Here is a 14,304-nt window from a genome sequence, read left to right on the forward strand (position 1 = left end):
GCCTCGCTTACCACCCTTTGACCAGCATGTGCATGGTGCAGGCCGCATGCTCGGTTCCGGAGAGCCCGCCGCCGGTGACGTGTGACATGGCTACGTTGGGGGTCGGACCGACCTGGTAACCGCCGCATTCCCCCCGCAACTGCATCACATTCTGGGCGATCTGGGCCGCACCGGAGGCGCCGATCGGGTGGCCGTAGGAGAGCAACCCACCCCGGGGGCTCACCACGCACTGGCCGCCATAGGTTGACTGGCCATCCCGCAGGAACTTGAGCCCTTCCCCCTTGTTGCAGAGCCCCATGCACTCATAATAGAGCAGCTCGGCAATGGTAAACGCGTCATGCAATTCGAGAATATTCACCTCTTTCGGACCGATCCCCGATTCCTCGTAGAGCTTTTCCGAGGTGGTCTCGGTGATGTCGTCGCCGGTGATGTCCCTCGGCCGGTTATGGTACGGGCCTGACTCCACCACCACACCCGCCACCTTGACCGGCTTTGCTATGCCCAGCTTCTTCATCATTTCCTTGGAGCCGACCACCACCGCGGCCGCGCCATCGGCAATGCCGCAGCACTGCTGGAGGGTCATGGGATAGGCAACCATACGGGAATTGACCACTTCGTCAACCGTGATTGCCCCCTTGAACCAGGCATTGGGGTTATGGGTGGCATGCTTTCGGTTCTTCACCGTGATCATCGCCAGGTCCTCGATGGTGGCGCCGGTCTCATGCATGTAGCGAGTCGCCCGCATGGCATATTTCCCGGTCATCACCGCCCCGTGCATGGTCTCGATGTCCGACCTGGCAGCACTGAACGCGGCCCCGCTCTGGCGATGCATGGTGTGGTTCTCACAGCCGATGCCGATCGAAAGGTCGGTGAGTCCGGTGGCCACATCCTTGATGGCGCAGTAGACCGCCATGGCCCCGGCGGAGCAGGCACTTTGGACATTGACGATGGGAAGCCTGGGGCCGCACATCCCAAGCCCCCTGAAAACGGCTTGGCCGGTGGTCATGTCGTTCATGCCGTTTCCCACGTAGGCGCTCTGGATCATGTCGGGCCGGTCGATGTTGGACCCCCGCATGGCCTGGAGGGCGGCTTCCCTCCCCAGGACGTCGAAATCGACGATGTGCCTGCCGAATTTCGTTTCTCCCACCCCTGCTATGTAGACTTCACGTTGTAATTTCATATATCCGTCTCCTGTTTCTCCCGGTCGGTAAGTTGCGTTCTCGTTATGCTCAGCCGATTTTCTTGAACTTGTAGCTTGTGATGGGGAGGCCGTCGTTGTTCATCCGGATCGCCCCCAGGGTCAGCTCCACCTCTTCGTCGCAGCGATAGGTGTTGACCTCCCCCTCCAGCTGGGCGAAGACCCGCAGGTTTTCGGGGAGATCCACATAGGCGAAGATGTACGGAGTCTCCAGCCCCTGCTGGCCGATATAGATGTCCGAGAAGCTGTAGACCTTGCCCCGGCGGGAGAGGGGAATTATTTCAAACTCTTGGCTCCAGCAGCTGGTGCACATCTCGGTCTTGAAATCCACTTGCCCGCACTTCTTGCAACGGTACCCCTTCAGGTAGGGAAGGGCGCCATCCTTGGGCACTTCCAGTATGTCCGGGTGAAAAAAGGTAATATCGGGTTCCTTTTCCTTGGTTTTCTTTTTTGGTGCTTCTTCCTGAGCCATGACGCTCCTCCTCAAAGTATTTTTCCAACCTCTGTTATGTTGAAAAGCAATAGGTCTATTGTCTGCATGGGGACCACCTCAGGTGCTGACCAAGGTTTGTGGAACGCCCTGCGCGCCCGATTCCATCCGGCTGCAGACCAACTCGGCAATATCCTTCACCATCTGCTCTTCCGTGAACTTCTTCAGCCCGTCCGTCAGCATCAGCATGCAGAAGGGGCAGGCGGTGGCGATGGTTTTGGCCCCCGTGTCGAGGGCCTCTTTTGCCCTGGTCTGGTTGATCCGCGTTCCCTCTTCCTCGGTCCAGTAATTGCCCCCACCGGCACCGCAGCAGAAGCTTTCGCAGCCGTGTCTCGGCATTTCCACCAGTTGACCCACCGAGGAAACCACACTGCGCGGCTCCGACAGTACCTGGTTGTGCCTTCCCAGATAGCAGGGATCGTGGTAGCAGATGGCCTGGCCGCTGTTGGTCAGCGTTATCTTGCCGGCTTCTATCAGCCCCCGCAGGAGTACTGCATGGGGAACGACGTCGAACTTGGCCCCCAGCAGCGGATAATGGCGGGTAAAGCTGTTGAAACAATGGGGGCACATGGTAATGACCTTGGTCACCCCCAGATCGTTGAACTCTTCGATGTTCTGGCCGGCTATCTCCGTGAAGAGGAACTCGTTCCCCATCTGCTTGGCAGGGTCGCCCGTGCAACGATTCTCTTCCAGGATGCCGAAGGAGACCCCGGCATGTTTGAGGATGGCGACCATGGCCCGGGCGATGCTTTGCGTCCGCTCCTCGTAGGCAACGGAACAGCCGATCCAGAGGAGGTACTCGGTGGTGCCCTTTTCGTAGAAGGGGACATCGATCCCCTTGCGCCAGTCATTGGGGCCGAAACCGGTGCCGATAAAGGGGTGATGGCGGGCCTCCAGGCTCCGGTTTGCCTGCCCCATGATCTCGGGCATCTCGGAGCGCTCCATGAGCAGGTGCTGCCGCATCTGCAGGATGGCGTTGGGCTGGTTCACCGATACCGGGCAGGCCTCCATGCAGGCGGCGCAGGTGGTGCAGCTGTAGATGGCGTCGGTGGAGATCGCTTCCAGGAGGGATTCGTCGTCCATCCTTCCGTGCTGCAGGTATTCGGCAAGGGTGACCATGACCCCCTTGGGGGAGAGCTTTTTGCCGGTCTGGGCGGCAGGGCAGACCTCGTGGCAGCGGCCGCATTTCAGGCAGGTGGAGGCATCCAGCAGGTTCTTCCGGCTGAAATCCGCCAGCTTGCTCGCGCCCAGGCTTGGCGTCTCGTCCCCGTCCCCTTCGAACGACTCGAAATCGATGACCCCCATCTTGGGGCCGGGGACCGGCACATCGAGCCCGGCGTTGGCCGGGGCCAGCACCAGGTGGACCAGGGGAGAGAAGGGGATGTAGGCGATGGTTGCCAGGGCAAGGAGGCCGTGGGTCCACCAGAGGTAGCGATGGAGTTCCAGTCCCCCTCGCCCGACCGACAGCATCGAGCCGAGCCAGTTGCCGACGAAGGAGCCGGGATCGGCGCCGTTTTGGGCGATCCTTGCCCCCTCGATGAAGAAGCCGGTGACGACGATGGCGATGATCCCGATCTCCACCTGGATGAAGCCCGAGTTGGCCCTGAAGCAGGTGAGCCGCTCCGGCGGGAAGAGGCGCCGGATGAGCAGGTACACTACCCCCGCAAGTGCTGCCACCCCGGCGGCGTCGAGGGCCGCCCCCATGAACCAGTGATTGAACTCCCCCTTGAACACGGGGAGCCTGAAGAGCACATTGGCGAACACCAGGATGGTGCCGGCGGACAGGAGGACCATCCCCCAGAACAGGAGCCCGTGGGCAATGCCTGTGCAAAGTTTCCTATAGATTCGGGTGCCGACGATCCCCCTGGTGAGAAACGACCGGATATGGAGCGGTCCCAGCTTCAGGGCGTCCAGGGTAAGCCCAAGCTTGACGCTCGCCTTTCCCTGGCGGATCCGTTTCCAGTGGCCGTAGATGCCGTACCCGAAAACGGCCAGGGCTGGCAGGGAAAGAAGGTCGATCAAAAGGCCGTAGCCGATGTTCCAGTAGGGGATTCGTTCCATCTCAGGCACTCTCCTTGAGGGCGTTGATCAGGGCCGGGACCGCATTTTTGTAGTCCCCGACGATGCCGAACCTGGCCCGTTTGAAGATGTTCGCCTCGTTGTCCTTGTTGATGGCCACGACGCATTTGGCATTGGAGATACCGGCCAGATGCTGGCTGGCGCCGGAGACGCCGACGGCGAAATACACAGTTGGCGCGACGATCTTGCCGGTCTGGCCGATCTGCGCGCCGGGGGGCATCCACCCCTCGTCCACGGCCCCCCGGGAAGCCCCGACCGCCCCCTTCAGCAGGCCGGCCATGTCCTTCAGGACGGCAAAGCTGTCGCCGGTGCCGAGCCCCCGTCCGCCGGTCACCACGACCTCGGCATCTTCCAGGGGGATACCCTGCCGCTCTTCCTCGATCTCTTCCAGGAGGGCGATCCTCTGCGCCCCTGCCGGCAGCTCCACGGTGGGAGTCGCCCCTGCCAGGTCGGCTGCCTCGAAATATTTGCGCTTGATGGTGAGAACCACTGGCCCGGATCCCACCTTGTAGCGGGCAACCGCCTTGGAGCCATAGAGGGAGCGCTCGATGGTCAGGTCAGCCGTGATGGCGGTGACCTCGGTGAGGATCGGGGCGCCCAGGCTTACCGCCAGGGGACCGGCCAGGCCGCTGCCTATGGCGGTCGAGCTCAAAAGGATCAACTCGTACCCTTCGGTCCTGATGAGGTCGGCAAGCCCCGTCCCCAGATTGGCCCCCAGGGTATCGGCAACCCGGCAGGCCTTGCCGTAGCTCCCCCAAAGCTCGCCGTCTCCAAGCACGACCACATCCGGAGTCTGGCAGAACAGCCTGCTTACGGTGACAAGTTCCCCGAGGATCTTCGGGTTGGCCGTTTCGACGATCAGCGTTTTCATAGGTACCGCTCCTCCTTGAGTCTTCTCAAGAGCACACGGACGGCTTCGTCCATGTCCTCGGCCGGGATCAGTTCGCAATTGGACTCGACCTTGGGGATGGCCACCGACAGTTCGGAAACGTTCATTTTTCCAGTCCCGATCTCAGCCAGTTTCTCTACCGGCTTCTTTTTGGCGGCAAAGATCGCCTTGACCGCGGGTATCCGGGGGACGTTCTCAGGCACGCTGGTGATGGAGAGCACCCCCGTGCCGGAGAGTTTCAAAAGCCGCTTCCCCGTCTCGGTTATCTGGGCGATTTTCCAGCCCCCGTCAGCACTTTCCACCCCGCAGGCCTGGGGGACAAAGGGGAGGTCGAGCATGCCGGCCAACACACCCGGCACGACCCCCCGATCCATGTCCGAGGACTGGCGCCCAGCAAGGACCAGGTCCACCGCCCCCTGCCGGTCGATGGCTTCCTTCAGGTTGGCGGCGATCACATAGGGGTCGTCGGAAGTTCCTTCCACCAGGACCACCTTGTCGGCCCCCATGGCGAGCGCCTTTCTCAGGAACTGGACATCGTCGCCCAGGCCGTAGGAGGCAACGGTTAGATCGGCGCCGAGTTTCTCCTTCAGCTGCACCCCAAGTTCGATGGCGTTTTCGTCGTAGAGGCCGATCATTCTCGTGTAACGGGGATGGGCCCTGTTCCCCACCAGTTCGAAGTCGGCCGAAGGTACCTCGTAATCGGGGACTACCTTTGCCAAGACGATAATGTGCATGATTTGGCTCCTGGTTATGCTGGATTTGGTTCTAATTGCTTTTGCCTTGCCACTCACCCGGCCTTCGGCCCCCCTCTCACACCATGGGGAGAGGGGAAGTGTTGAGAAGGCCTCCTGGTCACCTGCCGCGATACTGGGGCGCCCGCTTTTCGGCAAAGGCGGTGAAGCCCTCTTTCCGGTCTTCCGTGTCCCGCAGGATTCCCCACAAAAGGTAGGAGAAGTCGATGGCATGGGGAAGCGGCATGTCCATCCCCATCACCGCCGCCTGCTTGGCTGCCATGACGCTCAGGGGGGCGTTGCCGGCGATCTTCTCCGCGTACTTCCTGGCCAGCGCCATCAGCTGGTCCGGCTCGGCAACGTCGCTGACCAGACCGACCCGGTGCGCCTCGGCGGCGTCGATCATCTCGCCGGTCAGGAGCATCTTCATGGCCACCGCCTGCGTAATTGCCCTGGGGAGGCACTGGGTCCCGTTCAGACCGGCAAGGCTCGCCACCTTGGTCTCGGTCAGGCCGAACTTGGCCGTGGTGCTGCAGATCCTCAGGTCACAGGCGAGGGCCATCTCCAGCCCGCCGCCAATGGCGTAGCCGTTGATGCAGGCGATGATCGGCTTCCACATCTTCATATGGGGGATGATCGGCTGCCCATCACGGTAGTAGAGGACGGCCATGCACTCGTCCGGCACCTTCGACTTCTTCATGTCCGTGCCGGTGCAGAAGGCCTTTTCTCCGGCCCCGGTCAGGACTGCGACGCGAATATCAGGATTGGTCTTCACCTCCCCCCAGATCTCCGCCAGTCGCACCAGCCCCTCGGGGTCCAGGGCGTTCATGGCGTCGGGGCGATTCAGGGTGATATAGGCCACATTTCCTTCTGTTACGAAATCAACTCCCATTGCATCCTCCTGGTACTGCGTATAGTTTTATAACTCTTGGCGGTATGGGACTCCCTCCCTATCAATCCTCATCCCCGGCGACGATGAACGGGTTGTACGGCTTTTTCTCTTTCAAAAGCTGCCGGGCGATCAGCCACCGGTGGACCTCGGACGGCCCTTCCACGATCCGCCAAAGGCGCACATGCCGGGCCACGTATTCGATTCCCAGTTCATGGGAAACACCGACGCCGCCATGGATCTGGATTGCCCGGTCGGCAACCCGGGTCAGCATCTCTGTAGCCGCCACCTTGACGTGCGCCCCTTCGATACGCAGGTCCTTGTGCCCCTGGTCCGATTTCCATGCAGCGTAGTAGAGCAGCCAGCGAACCTGTTCCAGTTCCATGGTGGAGTCGGCAATCCAGTTCTGGATGGTACCCCGCTCTGCCAGGGGTTGGCCGAAGGTGATCCGGTTGTTGGCCTGGTCGATCATCATCTGGATCAGCCGCTCCGCCATGCCGGTGCAACTGGAGGCAAGCTCGATGCGACGCACGCCGAACCTGTTCTGCAGCGGGATGAATGCCTTGCCCACCCCGCCGAGAATGGCATCGTCATCCACCTCCACATCCTCCAGGATCAGATCCCAAGTGGGCATGGGGCCGATAACGGGGATCTCCTTACCGATCCGCACCCCCGGGTGTTCCCGGTCGATGAGAAAGGCGGTGAAGCGGTCCTTGGAGGCGGCCGCAGGGGCGGTGACGGCGATGACGATGAAGAAGACGTTGTCATAGTCGCATTTGCTGATGAAGGTCTTGGTGCCGTTGATGACCCATTTGTCCCCTTTTTTGACCGCTCTGGTCTTTAGACCGCTCACGTCCGAGCCTGCTCCCGGCTCGGTACATGCCATGGCAGAATCCACCTCGCCATTGCAGTAGGGGACGAAGTACTTCTCCCGCTGTTTTTTGCCGCAGCACTCATGCAGGTAATAGAGGTTAGGGGCGTCGGGGGGGAGGGTGAACCCGTGGTTGGAGAAACCAACCAGGCATTTGGAGAGCTCTTCCACCACGAGGGTCTTGGCCAGCATGCCCAGCCCCTGGCCGCCGAATTCCTCCTCCACCTCCAGCCCCCAGAACCCCAGCTCCTTCGTCTTCTTCATCAGGCGTTTGTGATCCTCTTCCGGGATGAGGTGGCCGGGCTTTGTCCAGAGGGAGAGTTCCCGCTCCAACAGGGTCTTCTCCAGCGGCATCAGCTCGCGCTTGACGAACTCCCGCATCGATTCTTTGAGCATCATGTATTCTTCGGGTATGCTGAAATCCATTCTCTTTCTCCTGGTGGTAGTTTTGAAAACCGCAGCTACACGAGCACTTTTTCCTCGGTGAGCGTGGCGATTTCTTCATCCGTATAGTCGAGCATCCCCTTCAGCACTTCCCTGGTATGCTGCCCCAACAAAGGTGCGGCGGTTACCATCCGGAGCGGGGTCTTGGACAGGCGGATCGGGGCCCGGTTGTACAGGGTGCGCCCCATGACCGGGTGGTCCAGGTACGACCAGAATCCCCGTTCTCTCAGGTGCCCGTCCTCGATGGCGCCCCGTGCATCGTTGACCACGCCGGCCCTGACCCCGTTGCGCAGCAGTTCGGCCATGAGCTGGTCTCCATGCAGCCCCCTGGTCCAGGCCTCCATATGGTCGTTCAATGCCGCCTCGTTGTCCTTGCGCCCCTGCAGCGTGCCCAATTTCCGGTCCTCCGCCCAGGCTGGGTTCCCCATCACCTTTTTGAGCGCCTGCCATTCGCCCTCGCTGAATACTGCGATGGCGATCCATCTGCGGTATCCAAGCGTTGTGAACAGGCCGTGGGGGGCTGCATTGGGATCGCCCAATCCCGCCGGTCCCAGGATGTCGCCGTTTGCCGCATAGGCCATAGCGCTCATGGGCGCCATACTGATGGCGGATTTCAGCTGGGAAATGGCGACGGTCTGCCCTTTTCCGGTTTGCTCCCGTTCAAGCAGCGCTGCCATGATGCCAAAGAGGGTGTGGCTCGGGGCCATGACATGGTCCGTGTAGTTGGTGCCGGTGCCGAAGGGGCGCTCGCCGGGGAAACAGGCCTGGGCGGTCAGCCCGCACAGGGCGTTCAGGTTGACCCCGAACCCCATGTAGCTTTTCTGCGGCCCTGTTTCCCCCTGCAGGCTCATGGTGACGTAGATGATCCGCGGGTTGATCTTTTGGACGTCATCCCACCCGAGCCCCCATTTCTCCATCTGCCCCACGCGGAAGTTGTTGATGATGATGTCGCTCTTTTTGATCAGGCGCACCGCGACAGCCCGGGCTTTGGGATGGCTCATGTCCAGCGCTATCCCTTTCTTGTTGGGATTGCGGTTGGCAAAGTAGCCGCTCCGCTCCAGCCCATCGTTGAACCCGTCCTTGAAGGGGCCGCCGGTCCGAAGCAAGTCCGGCCGGCTCTTGCTCTCGATCTTGATCACCTCGGCACCGCACTGGCCAAGCACGTTGGTGGCGATCGGGCCGGCACCCACCCAGGAGAAGTCGCATACCACGATCCCTTCAAGGGCTTTACTAAGATTTGGCAACATGGATGACCCCTTCCCTGTCAAGCGCGTTAATTTCATCGCGGCTATAACCGCATTCGACAAGCACCTCTGCCGTGTGTTGGCCAAAGATTGGAGCGAAATCCCCCAGGCTCCACTTGAGACTCCCGAAATCGTAGGGGGGGCCGGGGCAGAGCACCTCACCTCCGACCGGCTCGTGGTAAAGCGGCTTCCAGAATTCGTGGTAGTTCAGCTGGGGGTTTTCCAGCAGGTCTTTCCCGTTGCTGACCGGGCTGATGGCGACCCGATGGGCTTGGCCGGCGTCATAGAGGTACTGCTTGGTGTGTTTCATGGAGAACCGCTCAAAGATGCGGCAGAACAGGTCGTACCCTTCCTTGGACTCCCGGTAGGACGCGTTGATCCAGTTGGCGTTGTCAAAGATTTCCCACTCCTCCACCCCCTCGTCCTTCATCCACTCAACGAATGGATCCCACATCACCTTGTTTCTGCCCATGATGGCGACGAGGGCCACGAAGCCGTCCTTGCAGGGATGGATCGTCGCCGTCCCCGCCTCGCGGCCCCGCCCCCTTCTCAGCACCCCTTCCAGGTCCCAGCACTGGGCCGCCGTCTCCAAAGCCATACCGACCGCCTCCATGCACGAGACGTCGACGAACTGGCCGACCCCGGTCCGCTGGGCGAACAGCGCGGCAATGGAACTCCCCACGGCTGCATAGACCTCCGCCATCCGGTACGACTGGTTGTCACAGGCCCGTACCGGTTTCTCGTTGTCGATACCGGCCAGATACAGGAACCCACCCAGGGCGGAACAGGTCAGGTCGGACCCGGGATAGCTGCTGTATGGTCCGAAGCTGCCGAAAGGGGTGATAGAGGTCTGGACAAGCTTGGGATTGACCGCGCTCAGTACATCGTAGGAAAGGCCCAGGCTCTCCAGGTACCCGGGGGGGAAACTCTCAAATAGCAGATCTGCATCTTTACAAAGTTCTACAAATAGTTCCCTTCCATTTTTCTTGTTCAAGTCCAGGGCTATGCCCCTTTTCCCGGAATTGTAATAGACAAACTGCAGGCTGCTTTCTTTTCCTGCTTGGTTCTTATAAAACGGGCCAACGTCGCGTAATGGATCTCCGGTGATCGGTTCAATATGAATTACATCCGCACCCAAGCCAGTATACAGTTTCGAAGCATATGGCCCAAGCTCTCCAGTAAAATCAATTATACGTAGGTTTGATAATGAGCCGCATTTATTCACTTGGTTCTCCCGTTTCATCGCATATGACGTAAGTTCACAGCAAATCAGCAGTACCTATTCCGGCTGATTGACATTGGTTGTCGTACTGTTTATGCATATTCATGTGTCCTATAAAAGCACGCATCGTGCCAAACAATATTTGTTAACAACTTGTGTTGACCTTTATTGTAGAAGATAAACGCATTTTAAAAAATATGTTATTTAAGTATATTCAGTACTTACTGTGTGATATTTTTTTAAAATAATGTTTTTTGTTGGAATGTGGCAGGGGCGAGACCATGCGTGGACAAGTCCGAATTGAGGAAGGAATGGCAGGTTTGAATTTCATGAACTGCAGGGTTTCTGGATAATTACAAGATTGACAGGATGTGTGGACAGGAAAACGGGAGCAGTGTGGGGGGAGCAAGGAAAACTTTCATTATTTTCTAAATTAAGGTGCTACTGCCTTCCAGTTTTACGAAAATGGTAAAAATCCTGAGAGCGAAAAATCTTCCGGGAGGCCAGGCCAAATTGCCCTCATAACCCGAAGGTCACAGGTTCAAATCCTGTCCCAGCAACCAAAAGAAAATGAGGGACTTGCAAGTATTTGCAAGTCCCTTTTTTCATGTCTGTACCCTTTTTTGTACCCCGTCCCGGGGGAAGGGGTTGCTGGCCTGGCAATTTTCCCCTCTGGCCAGCCGGTCCGCGTCGAGCCGGCTCAGATCATTGCAGTTCGAGCTTGTAGCCGAAACCGCGCACAGTCTTGATCAGATCGCCAGCCGCTCCCATCTTGGTGCGCAAGCGGGTAATATGGGTATCGACAGTTCGACTGTCATCCACGAAGTTGTAGCCCCACACGTCCCGCAACAAAACGTCCCGGCTCTGCACCCTTCCCAGTCTCTGCGCCAGAGTATGCAGCAGTTTGAATTCAGTGCTGGTGAAGAAGATCTCCTCTCCGTTCACCATGACTTGATGACGGTCGGTATCAATGGTGATGGGGCCCAGCTCGATCATCGTGCTGGAGACGGTCTCGGTATTACTGCGTCTGAGCACGGCCTTCACGCGCAGGTTCAATTCCCTGCTCGAAAACGGCTTCACTACGTAGTCGTCCGCTCCGACTTCGAATCCGACCACCTTGTCGATCTCTTCCCCTTTGGCGGTGAGCATGATCACGGGGATGCCCGCGGTTCTTTGAGACTTCTTGAGGTTCTTGCAAACCTCTGTGCCCAGCATGCCTGGGAGCATGAGGTCGAGGATGATCAGGTCAGGGTGGCAATCGCTGGCGTTTGCCAATCCTTCGATGCCGTCGGCCGCGATAAGGGTCTTGTATCCCTCTCTCTCGAGGTTGAAGGCAAGAAGCTCCGCAAGGTCCCTCTCGTCTTCGATGATCAATATGGTCTCCATTGCCCCCCCTCTGGTATCGTAGTCATACCTTTCATACATATCTTTTGTGTAGAACCTGTTACAGAATGGTTAAATCTCTGCACTGCTATCTCGGAGATTCGGCCAGAAGCAACAGCGGGGCTATCCCGTGCGAATCTACGTGGAATGAGAGCGGCAACGAAAAAGCCACGGCGGTTGCTGTGGCTTTTTCACACTTCAATTACTGCGGTACGGAGATGCTCCTGATGGTCTTTTCCACCTGGGCGGACCAGGTGTCGGGGAGCGGGGTGTAGTGCAGTGTGGAAGTCATCTTCTCCGCCTTTTTCAGCTGCCAGTTGAGGAACTCGATCAGCTTCCTCCCCTTGACCGGGTCCTGCTGGTCACGGTACACCAACAGCCAGGTGAGCCCGACGATGGGATAGGCGTCCTTGCCCGGTTGGTTCACCAGCGACAGGCGGTAGTCCGATTCCGCATCCTTTTTCACCTTTTGTTTTTTCATTCCCTGCACGGCGGCGGCCCTGGTGGAGAGCATGGTCGGCGTGACGAACTTACCGGCCCGGTTCTTCAGCGCCGCCATATCAAGTTCGTTCTCCAGCGCGTAGGCGATCTCCACGTAGCCGATGCTGTAGGGAACCTCCCTTATCTTCTTCACCACCGTACTGCTCCCCTTCGCCCCGATTCCGGCAGGCCAGGCCACGGTCGTTCCCTTGCCGATGCTTTTTGACCAGGATAGGTCGACAGAGCTCAGGTAATCGGTGAAGATGCTGGTGGTGCCGCTGGAGTCGGAGCGGTGCACGACGACGATCTCTTCAGCGGGGAGTTTGAGCTTGCCGTTCTCCTTGGCGATGAGCGGGTCGTTCCACTTGGTGACCTTCCCCTGATATATCCCCGCGAGCGCCTGCGGCGTCATCTTCAGGCCGGAACCGATGCCGGGGATATTGTAGGTGACGGCGACCGCACCCATCACGGTAGGAATGTGCAGCAACTTGCCGGGCGCTTTATTCAGCTCTTCGTCGGAGAGGAACTTGTCGGAGGCGCCGAAGTCGACCTCGCGGGTCAGTATCCTCCTGATACCCTCGCCGCTCCCCTGCGCGTCGTAGCTGAAGGTGACGCCGGGATCCTCTGCCTGGTAGTCCCTGAACCACTTGCTGTAGAGGGGATGGGGGAAAGTGGCGCCTGCCCCGGTGAGCGCAGTTTCAGCGTAGGCCGAACCGGATGCGGCCGAGAAGGCGATGGCTAGCGCGAGGATGCTTTTGACAAGTCTGTTCCACATGATGTGCTGTCTCCTTTTTCCCTTCATTCTGACGGAGGAACATAGCAGCTTCATGTGACGGTTTTGTTACCGCTTTGATCGTATTCTGTGAAATGTGCCCAGTGAAAAAGGTGGGTTTCGGCAAAAATAAAAGGACCGCGGTTGCGGTCCCTTTTGCGTGTGATGCCGGGGAGGTTGTGAAGCGGTGGAAGCGTCACGCTATGGTGTGGCGTATGTCCTTCCCCTTGATCATAAAGATCACCATCTCGGCGATGTTGGTGGCGTGGTCGGCGATGCGCTCCAGGCATTTGGAGACCTGGATGATCTTCATGGCACGGCTGATGGTCTTGGGATCGGCCAGCATGAACGTAAGAAGCTCCCGCTGGATCTGCTCGTTCAGTTCGTCGACGCACTGGTCGTCCTCGCATACCTTGATCGCCAGGGCATCGTCGCCGCGCACGAAGGCGTCCAGCGCCTCGGTGACCATGTTGGAAGCGGCCTGCGCCATGCGCGGCAGGTCGATGTAGGGCTTGAGCGACGGCTCCTGGTTCAGCTCGCGGGCGCGCTTGCAGATGTTGGCGCACTGGTCTCCGATTCGCTCCAGGTCGGTCACGATCTTCAGCGCCAGGGTGATGAAGCGCAGGTCGCGCGCCGCCGGCTGCCTGCGCGCCAGGACCTCCAGGCACTTCTCATCGATCACCATCTCCAGGGTGTTGATCTCGTGATCGAAGGCGATGGTCCGCTCGGCAAGCTCCGTGTCCCTCTCCACCAGGGACTGCATGGCGTTGCCGATCATCACCTCGACCTTGCCCCCCATCTCAAGAAGCCTTTCCCTTATCTCGTTCAGCTCGGTGTCGAACTGCTTGCTGAAATGCTCTCTCTCCATTCTCTTTCTCCGGTACCCAAATAAAGTTGTCTGCAATCTTGCCGCGGCGTCGATAACACGGTCTCCCTCACCCCAACCCTTTCCTAGAGGGAGCGGGGGCGCAGGTCTCCGTTGCTACCCGAAGCGGCCGGTGATGTAGTCCTCGGTGCGCTTCACTTCGGGGGTGGTGAATATCTTCTTGGTCTCGCCGCACTCGACCAGGTCCCCCATGTACAAAAACGCGGTGTAGTCCGATACGCGCGCTGCCTGCTGCATGTTGTGGGTGACGATGATGATGGTGTAGCGCTCCTTCAACTCCTCAATCAACTCCTCGATCTTCAGCGTCGAGATGGGGTCGAGGGCAGAGGCGGGCTCGTCCATCAGGATCACCTCCGGCTTCACCGCGACGGTGCGGGCGATGCAGAGGCGCTGCTGCTGGCCGCCGGAGAGCATCATGGCGTTACTTTTCAGCCGGTCCTTCACCTCGTCCCACAGCGCCACCCTTTTCAGGCAGCTTTCCACGATCTCGTCGGCCTCTTCGCGCGGCAGTCGGCCGTTCAGCTTGTAGCCGGCGATGACGTTGTCGTAGATGGACATGGCCGGGAACGGGTTCGGCTTCTGAAACACCATGCCGACGCGGCGGCGTATGGCTACCGGGTCGACGCCCCTGTCGTAGATGTCGCCGTCGTCCACGAGGATCTTTCCGGTGACCCGCGCCGAGGGGACCAGGTCGTGCATCCTGTTCATGGAGCGCAAAAGCGTCGA

At 59.3% G+C, this 14,304-nt stretch carries 13 protein-coding genes; all 13 read right to left on the bottom strand.

Annotated elements, in window-relative coordinates; translation table 11 throughout:
- Positions 1 to 7: 7 nt before the first annotated feature.
- Entirely contained in the window at positions 8 to 1,180 is a 1,173-nt protein-coding gene (locus tag K419_RS0114845) for a thiolase family protein (protein ID WP_026842278.1), read from the bottom strand.
- Positions 1,181 to 1,229: 49 nt separating this feature from the next.
- Positions 1,230 to 1,670: a Zn-ribbon domain-containing OB-fold protein gene (locus K419_RS0114850; protein ID WP_026842279.1), complete on the bottom strand. Its 441-nt coding sequence runs from the start codon at positions 1,668 to 1,670 to the stop codon at positions 1,230 to 1,232.
- 78 nt (positions 1,671 to 1,748) lie between these two features.
- On the bottom strand, positions 1,749 to 3,749 hold the full coding sequence (locus K419_RS0114855; protein ID WP_026842280.1) for a heterodisulfide reductase-related iron-sulfur binding cluster: 2,001 nt from the start codon (positions 3,747 to 3,749) through the stop codon (positions 1,749 to 1,751).
- A gap of 1 nt (position 3,750) precedes the next feature.
- Complete coding sequence (locus tag K419_RS0114860) at positions 3,751 to 4,638, bottom strand: electron transfer flavoprotein subunit alpha/FixB family protein (RefSeq protein WP_026842281.1); 888 nt, start codon at positions 4,636 to 4,638, stop codon at positions 3,751 to 3,753.
- Positions 4,635 to 5,390 carry an electron transfer flavoprotein subunit beta/FixA family protein gene (locus tag K419_RS0114865; protein ID WP_026842282.1) on the bottom strand — a complete coding sequence of 252 codons (756 nt, stop codon included), beginning with the start codon at positions 5,388 to 5,390 and terminating at the stop codon, positions 4,635 to 4,637. Before K419_RS0114865 ends, K419_RS0114860 begins: the two co-directional genes overlap by 4 nt.
- A 118-nt stretch (positions 5,391 to 5,508) precedes the next feature.
- A complete protein-coding gene (locus tag K419_RS0114870; protein ID WP_026842283.1) occupies positions 5,509 to 6,279 on the bottom strand; it encodes an enoyl-CoA hydratase/isomerase family protein in 771 nt (256 codons plus the stop codon).
- Positions 6,280 to 6,340: 61 nt separating this feature from the next.
- Positions 6,341 to 7,573 (bottom strand): acyl-CoA dehydrogenase family protein, encoded by a 1,233-nt coding sequence (locus K419_RS0114875; protein ID WP_026842284.1) that lies wholly within the window; start codon positions 7,571 to 7,573, stop codon positions 6,341 to 6,343.
- Positions 7,574 to 7,608: 35 nt separating this feature from the next.
- The gene (locus tag K419_RS0114880) at positions 7,609 to 8,838 is read right to left on the bottom strand and encodes a CaiB/BaiF CoA transferase family protein (RefSeq protein ID WP_026842285.1); all 1,230 of its coding nucleotides are present in this window, start codon (positions 8,836 to 8,838) and stop codon (positions 7,609 to 7,611) included.
- On the bottom strand, positions 8,822 to 10,078 hold the full coding sequence (locus K419_RS0114885; protein WP_035497299.1) for a CaiB/BaiF CoA transferase family protein: 1,257 nt from the start codon (positions 10,076 to 10,078) through the stop codon (positions 8,822 to 8,824). The genes K419_RS0114880 and K419_RS0114885 overlap by 17 nt, the downstream gene beginning before the upstream one ends.
- 684 nt (positions 10,079 to 10,762) lie before the next feature.
- Complete coding sequence (locus K419_RS0114890) at positions 10,763 to 11,443, bottom strand: response regulator (RefSeq protein WP_026842287.1); 681 nt, start codon at positions 11,441 to 11,443, stop codon at positions 10,763 to 10,765.
- A 199-nt stretch (positions 11,444 to 11,642) separates the two neighbouring features.
- Positions 11,643 to 12,695, bottom strand: coding sequence for a phosphate ABC transporter substrate-binding protein PstS (gene pstS, locus K419_RS0114895; RefSeq protein ID WP_026842288.1), 1,053 nt, complete (start codon positions 12,693 to 12,695; stop codon positions 11,643 to 11,645).
- 193 nt (positions 12,696 to 12,888) lie between these two features.
- Positions 12,889 to 13,560 (bottom strand): phosphate signaling complex protein PhoU, encoded by a 672-nt coding sequence (phoU, locus tag K419_RS0114900; protein ID WP_026842289.1) that lies wholly within the window; start codon positions 13,558 to 13,560, stop codon positions 12,889 to 12,891.
- 114 nt (positions 13,561 to 13,674) lie between these two features.
- Positions 13,675 to 14,304, bottom strand: a 630-nt coding sequence (locus tag K419_RS0114905; RefSeq protein WP_026839746.1) for a phosphate ABC transporter ATP-binding protein, incomplete at its 5' end; no start/stop codon positions are given.

It is taken from the genome of Citrifermentans bremense R1 (assembly GCF_000426865.1).
In the GTDB taxonomy this organism is placed as follows: domain Bacteria; phylum Desulfobacterota; class Desulfuromonadia; order Geobacterales; family Geobacteraceae; genus Geomonas; species Geomonas bremensis.